Annotated in this window: 8 protein-coding genes and 1 pseudogene; 1 reads left to right on the forward strand and 8 read right to left on the reverse strand. The window is 67.6% G+C overall.

Annotated elements, in window-relative coordinates:
• Nucleotides 1-90: 90 nt before the first annotated feature.
• On the reverse strand, nt 91-528 hold the full coding sequence (locus ACFYPS_RS36640; protein ID WP_354963293.1) for a hypothetical protein: 438 nt from the start codon (nt 526-528) through the stop codon (nt 91-93).
• A 58-nt stretch (nt 529-586) separates the two neighbouring features.
• Nucleotides 587-2,731, reverse strand: a complete 2,145-nt coding sequence (locus ACFYPS_RS36645; protein WP_354963294.1) for a hypothetical protein — start codon at nt 2,729-2,731, stop codon at nt 587-589.
• Nucleotides 2,732-2,901: 170 nt separating this feature from the next.
• Here ACFYPS_RS36645 and ACFYPS_RS36650 point away from each other — a divergent pair, with 170 nt between their 5' ends.
• Complete coding sequence (locus ACFYPS_RS36650; protein WP_387331052.1) at nt 2,902-3,435, forward strand: hypothetical protein; 534 nt, start codon at nt 2,902-2,904, stop codon at nt 3,433-3,435.
• A 290-nt stretch (nt 3,436-3,725) separates the two neighbouring features.
• On the opposite strand, the gene ACFYPS_RS36655 is transcribed toward ACFYPS_RS36650, so the two are convergent.
• The 6 genes and pseudogenes from ACFYPS_RS36655 to ACFYPS_RS36680 form a co-directional block, all read right to left on the reverse strand.
• The gene (locus tag ACFYPS_RS36655) at nt 3,726-3,872 is read right to left on the reverse strand and encodes a hypothetical protein (protein WP_354963296.1); all 147 of its coding nucleotides are present in this window, start codon (nt 3,870-3,872) and stop codon (nt 3,726-3,728) included.
• A gap of 242 nt (nt 3,873-4,114) precedes the next feature.
• Nucleotides 4,115-4,312 (reverse strand): hypothetical protein, encoded by a 198-nt coding sequence (locus ACFYPS_RS36660; RefSeq protein WP_354963297.1) that lies wholly within the window; start codon nt 4,310-4,312, stop codon nt 4,115-4,117.
• A 35-nt stretch (nt 4,313-4,347) separates the two neighbouring features.
• On the reverse strand, nt 4,348-4,578 hold the full coding sequence (locus ACFYPS_RS36665) for a hypothetical protein (RefSeq protein WP_354963323.1): 231 nt from the start codon (nt 4,576-4,578) through the stop codon (nt 4,348-4,350).
• 248 nt (nt 4,579-4,826) lie between these two features.
• Nucleotides 4,827-5,297, reverse strand: a complete 471-nt coding sequence (locus tag ACFYPS_RS36670) for a hypothetical protein (RefSeq protein ID WP_354963298.1) — start codon at nt 5,295-5,297, stop codon at nt 4,827-4,829.
• Between the two features lie 186 nt (nt 5,298-5,483).
• Nucleotides 5,484-5,879: pseudogene (locus ACFYPS_RS36675) on the reverse strand (transposase); the annotation flags it as partial.
• Nucleotides 5,880-6,098: 219 nt separating this feature from the next.
• Nucleotides 6,099-6,368: alkaline phosphatase (locus ACFYPS_RS36680; protein ID WP_387331057.1), on the reverse strand; the 270-nt coding region annotated here is incomplete at its 5' end.

A 6,368-nucleotide genomic window follows, 5' to 3' on the forward strand; every position in this document is an offset into this window, starting at 1 on the left:
TCGTCATGTATAGATGATCACGGCTCGGACAGGCAGGGGCCGGCAGGGCATCAACAGCGTGTATCAGATCAAAGTCGCATGAGATGCCCTCTAAGCCGGCGGCGAATCGCCGAGCCTGCGGAAGACCTCGCCGCAGACGTCGACGCAGTGCGCCATCACCACGTCGGCGGTGAGCGCCCCGGTCGTGGTGAACAGGAAGACCTCGCGGTCGACGCGGTCGACCGACTCGGTCCACGGCGCGGCCGTCAGCACCTGCTCGAAGATGTCGCTGCCGGGATAGGACAGGTCGAAGACCACCAGCATCCCGTCGTCGAAGCTCAGGGTCCACTCCCGGCCGTCTTTCGTGCAGACCGCCAGATAGGCCGGCAGATCCTGCAGCGCGGGGTCCTGCGGCAGGCGCGCGGCGGCCTCGGCCATGGCGGGCTGCCCGGCCAGAGCGTCGCCGTCGAAAACGTCCCAGCCGTCGATGCGCTGCGGCTCGACACCGTCGACCGCGTAGGCAGGGCGGGAGCGTCGCAACCAGCTCATGACTCTCACTATCGGGTAAGGGGGCCCGGTGTCGCCACCGGGCCCCACACGGAAGGGATCAGGGCCAGAAGGAGCCGTTCGACGGGTAGATCTTGAACGGGATCCGCTTGCTGCGCAGGCAGTCGAGGAGATCCTGCGGGACGTCCAGCGACCCGTTGGCGTGCGGCATGAAGTGCCACATCACCTCGGCCACCTGCTGCGTGTCGAGCAGATGCCGGTCCTGGGCACACTGCTTGAGATAGTGGCCGGGGTAGGGCTTGCCGGTCTTCACCTCGTGCAGCTTGAGCGGCGGGCCGGTCTCGAGGAAGTCCGGCTCACGCGCCGACCCCGGCCTCGGCACGCCCGGCGTCTCGAACCGCCCGGCCCGCCCGCGCAGACCCGGCACCCCCGCCATCAGCACGTCGGCGAAGTAGTCCTCGCCGCGGTCCGCGCCACGCAGCCACGGAATCGGCGCCGGCGTAGGCGTCACCGCGTCGGTCAACGCGTCCGCCAGCCGCCCCAGGCTGTTGTCGGCCCGGCGGGCCAGCCGCAGGATGACGTCGTCCGCGAACCCCGCGTCGGTGAGCCGGCCGTAGTTGCCGAGCATGATGGCACGGATGGTCAGAATCTTGACGCTGTCGGAGATCTTGTCGTACTTGGCGACGAAGTGGATCACCTTGTCGAGCCGGTGCAGGTAGCGCGCCACGAACTTCGCGGCCTTGCCCGGGATCGCCACCGCGTCACCGACGTACGGGACCAGGCCGATGATGCTCAACCCGGCGCCGACCCAATCCTGGTTGATGAACGCGGCGACGGTGTCACGCAGATCCGCCAGGCCACCGAGCACCCAGCCGACCACCGGGATCAGGCTCAGACCGCCGGAACACAGGTATCCCGACAGCCACGCCATCGAATCCCTGGGCGAGAAGTCACCGGCGATCAGACCGACCACGAAATCGGTCACGTACGACCACTTGCTGACCCGCTCGTCCGGGATCAGCGGATCCAGGCCCTGGTCCTCGGCGTGTGCGAGCTCGTAGGCGTCGGCGATCCCGTCACCGTCGGTGTCGGAGCTCAGCGGGTTCGTCAGGTGCTCATTGATCTCCGTCCCGTCACCCAGGCCGTCGCCGTCGGTGTCCGGGTTCGCCGGATCCGTCTCGCTGTCGTCGACCTCTGTGCTGTCCGGGATGCCGTCACCGTCGGTGTCGGTGTCCGTCGGCGTGGTCTGCACCGGGTCGGCCGGCTCACTGACCGGCGGCGGCGGGTTGTCCGCCACCAGCGGATTCGTGCCGCGTACCACCTCGGCGCCGTCGCTGACCCCGTCGCCGTCGGTGTCCGCCTCGGTCGGCGAGGTGCCCAGCTCCTGCTCGCGCAGATTGGTCAGTCCGTCGCCATCGACGTCCTCGGCACCGTCCGGCACCCCGTCGTCGTCGGTGTCGAACCGGCCCGGCATGGTCCAGCCGGCCAGTTCGGTGATCTCGAACTTGTCGGTCAGTCCGTCGCCGTCGGAGTCGACCAGCAGTGGGCTGGAGCCGAAGCGCAGCTCCACCACGTCGACCACGCCGTCGTTGTCGTGGTCACCGGTGTAGGTGATCCCGAGCCGCGTGAGCACGTTGAAGCCGCTCGACCAGGCGTTCGTCGCCTGGATCGTCGCCGGCTCCGGGTTGGCCTTGGCCAGCATGTCGTCGGCCTTGGCCAGGTTGACCTTGGCCGCCTCCAGGTCCGCGAACGCCTCGGTCAGCCCCGCCGGGGCGGGCGCGGGTGGTGGGCTGGCCCGGAACGGACCGATCGTCGCCTCGGCGTCCTGGATCGCCGCGTCAGCCAGCAGCCGCACACCGGTGAGGGTCTCCACCAGCGCCCTGACGTGCGCCTGTTCGGACTCGCCGTTGGGCGGGCTGGCGCCGTTCATGCGGCCCTTGAGGAACGCCTCGAGGTGCTTCAGGTTGTCGAACGCGACCGCACCCTCGGCGGCGCTATTCAGGCGGGCGCCGTCGAAGTACCGGCTGTCGACATCCGCCAACACCGTGTCGATCCGGCTGTCACCCAACCCGTCACCGACAAACGGGCGCAACGCCTGAGTGGCCTCGGTGACGTAAACCTTCGCGTCACGCGTGTACTTGACGGTGGGGATCTTGGCGACCTCCACCTCCCACAGGCGGCCCGACCCTGCCGACGCCGGGGCGGCAACGAGCGCCACCTGCGCGGCAACCAGTGCCGCAACCACCGCGGCAAGCCTTGACCGCCATCGTCTTCTGTGTCTCACCGACACCTCCGTCTATACGTAACCAACCAAGATCCCGGCCAGCATATTCACAAAGGTCGCTGCCCGAAGCCCTGCCGGAACTATTCATCCAAATTGGACAGCTGTGCAGGTTGGGCCGTTCACTGGCAATATTGGGGCAGCACGGCGCGCGTGGCCCTGGAATACTGGCAGCCATGCAGGAAATCGCCCGACTGGCCGGGTTCTTTGCCGCCCACGGCATCTGGGGCGTCTCGGATGGAGCGACACTGATCCCGCTGCTGGGCTATGAGCAGGCCAGCGGCGATCGCGGCATGGACCGGTTCGCCTTCGACGATGTCGGCGCCGGCGCACAAGCCGGCCAGGAGGCGCTACAGACGAACCAACACGGTGCGATTCGCGCAGTGCTGGTGGTCGACGGGTACCTGCACCTGCCTGGTGGACGGACCGACGCGTTGATCGTCGACGCCGTCCAATACGAGCCGGCCCGTCGGTCCTTCAAGATGGGCGTGCCCTACCGCCCGCAGCCGAGTCCCGACGGCTTCGCCGTGCACCGGCCCAAGTTCATCGAGGTCGTTGGCATCGACAGGCAGGACTATCCCGCGTTGACCGACGCCTTCTTCGCCGGAGTTGATTCCCATGAGCGCGCGGCGCCCGTGTGGAACGCACACCTCGACCCGTCCATCTGAATAGGGCGACGACTCCTGCGACCGGACGTGGTCCCAGCTCTGCCAGTTGACCCGAGGCACTGTCATTGGATCTGAGGCACCATGGCGCGCTACGGGGGATGTCGAGCCCGCGAGCTGCGGCGCCGCCCCCAGCGACGCCCGGACCTGCCTCAGATCCAGTAGCAGTCCGGGCGCTCGGGCTGCGCCAATCGGTGCGTCACGACCACAGCCGGTGCCAGTGTCCTCCAAGCGGCAAGTGAGGATGGCTGGCGCCAGGTCTCGTCGCGCAGCCATGTCATGGAGGCCTCGTCCTATCGCTCCGCAGCGCCTCGGTCGAGCCATTCGTGCATCAAGGCGTCGAACAGTCGTGGCTGCTCGATCTGGAGGTTGTGCCCGGCAACGTCGAGCACTGCGAAAGTCGCGCGCGGGTAGTGCGGCAGGAGGGCGAACATCGCCATCAGTGGTCGTCGGCTCGCGACTGGCCCGCAGCCGGGACGAAGGGAAAAAACACCGGCAGCGAACCGACACCATCACCCACATCACGGCCCCGAGCCATCACACCGACCGGCGCGCCACGAATTAACCACCAGGATCGTCAACCGCATCAAAACGATCAAAAGGCAGATGTACGGCCGAGCCAGCTTCGACCTACTCCGTAAGCGGATCCTCCTCGCCGCATGACAGCAAGCCGGTCACAGGATCATCGCCAGAACCTCAAAACCACGCCCCGGTCGAGCCAGCCCGGGCCCTTGCCCGTGGGCAGGACCGCGCTCAACGCGCCGGTCAGACCGGTGCGGTCACCGCAGCGCCGCAGCAACACCGCTCCGGCGTGACCGATCAGGTTCCTGCCCGTGGTGGCCACGGAGAGCTTGTCGGCCCAGGCGTTACGCTTCTTCACCGGAAGGGTGCATTCGTTTCCACAGTGGATGAGATCTAGGAAATCACATCCTCGCAGGCCGGACGCACCCTTCCTTCATCGCCATCGATGACCAGCCAACCCGTCTGAATACCCGAGGCCAACGGCGGGAACACCATCGCGCCAAAGACCAGCGCGAGGATCGCGTACATGTTGACCGGCGGAGAGTACGCATAGGGCGGATACGGCGGGTAGCCCGGCGTCGGGCCTGGAACCGGTGGTTGCTGAGTCGGCGGCTGGTCGGTCATGTTGCCCTCCGCAGGGGTGGCGGCTACCTCCACAGTGTGAAGGAGCCCGCAAGCGGGCCCCAGGAAACACTTTCACGCCGTGGCGCTGACAGGCCCAGGGCATCCACAACGGCGGGCGCGCGGACAGCGGCAGAAGCGGACGTGGGCGGGCACGCGTCGCCGTCGTCGGCGTGTCCGGCATCATGGTTGTCGCCGACGTATCCACCGGACGCATGGACCACAGTCGTACCTGAGCGGATGCGGCGATGCTACGGAGTGCTCTCCCTTCGCAAGGGTTCCACGCCGGCGGCCGGCACCGCCGCGATCACGTAATCCTCGGCCAGGTCCGGCTGCACGTCGACCATCGCGTTCCTACCGACGTAGCGGACGACGAACGTGGTCTCGCGGAGCCACGTCTCGTCATAGTCGGCAAGACTCTCTGGCACTTCACCCACGAGTCGCACTTCGTCACCCGGCTTGACCGCGGCATCTGCCGGAGCCTCATCGCGTTGGATGGCCGTGATCGCGTGGATGAGAGTCTTCAGCGGTTCGGTGTCCGCGCCGTAGTGAACCAGATGGCCCGCCTGGCCGAAGATGACATCGGCCTGGGCTCTGCTCAAATCGGCGAGCGCCTCGGCCGCACCGGCCGCCAGGGCCGGACTCCCCGACGTGTCGAGTTGCGCCGCCAACGCTAGGAGCAGGCGATCGATGACAAGCTCCGTAGTCTCCTCGTCCGTCACCCGGCGAGCATATGACCCAGCCGACGGCACCGTTGTCGGCCAGCGCGTGCAGGGCCAACTCCGGTGTCATGCAGACAGCCAGTCCGTCGGCATCCGCTCATCGGCATGTGCGTATGCCGGCTGAGTCAGCACTTCGTGACGCCGCGTAGCGCGCGGATCGCGGCAGACATCCCAGGATTCAAAATGTCAAGCGGCTGCTGTGCGGTGGTGAGCCCAGGCCTTGTGTTCGTCGTAGATTGAGCGGGTCTTGAGGCATCCGTGGAGGATGCCGACGAGGCGGTTGCCGAGCTGGCGCAGCGCTGCGTGGTGGCCGATCTTTCGAGCTCTCATCGCGTCGTAGTAGGCACGGGCGCCGGGTGAGCCACGCAGAGCGCAGAGGGCCCATTGGTGCACGGCGTCGCTGAGGCGGTCGTTGTGGACATGCCGCGCCAGCACGGTTCTCTTCGTGCCAGAGGCTCGGGTGATCGGTGAGGTGCCGGCGTAGTTCTTGCGCGCCTTGGCGTCGGCGTAACGCTTGGGGTCGTCGCCGAACTCGGCCAGCACCCGAGCACCGAGGACCACACCGAGGCCGGGCAGGCTGGACCCGACAGAACCCATGAGATCCGGATACTCCCGCCGCCAGGGGAGAACTGGCCTTCCCTATGAGGACTGGGTGGTGCGATCAGGTGGTGTCGAAACCCGCGACCGAACCGGCGCCCGTAGCTGGATGCGAGTGGTCAGCCGGGCGCGAAACGGTCTGGTGGCGCTGGCCGGAGCGCCCTCCCGTCCCTGATGCGAGACGGGAGGGCGCGGCCAGCCGGGTCAGCGGGTGAGGATCTGGGCGAGCACGTCGTGCACGTGGGTGTTCGGGTGCTTGCCGCTGAACTGCTCGGCCAGCGGACCGACCGCGGTTACCGGCACGTCGGCGCCGGTGTGCCCGCTGGTGGTCCAGTCCAGGTTGAAGCTCAGGCTGCTGCCCTTGATCGGGAAGGGGCCATCCTCGGCCGAGATGCCGTCGCCCGATTCGTCGGAGGTGGCGGTGTCCTCGACGGTCAGGCCGCCGCACTCGTGGTCACCGGTCACCACGACCAG

This window comes from Micromonospora sp. NPDC005087 (assembly GCF_042872965.1).
GTDB lineage: Bacteria > Actinomycetota > Actinomycetes > Mycobacteriales > Micromonosporaceae > Micromonospora.

What these genes read in the sequence shown, in the direction of transcription:
- ACFYPS_RS36640 (WP_354963293.1), bottom strand. Translation starts at nt 528, where the DNA reads ATGAGCTGGTTGCGACGCTCCCGCCCTGCCTACGCGGTCGACGGTGTC.
- ACFYPS_RS36655 (WP_354963296.1), bottom strand. Translation starts at nt 3,872, where the DNA reads ATGGCGATGTTCGCCCTCCTGCCGCACTACCCGCGCGCGACTTTCGCA.
- ACFYPS_RS36665 (WP_354963323.1), bottom strand. Translation starts at nt 4,578, where the DNA reads ATGACCGACCAGCCGCCGACTCAGCAACCACCGGTTCCAGGCCCGACG.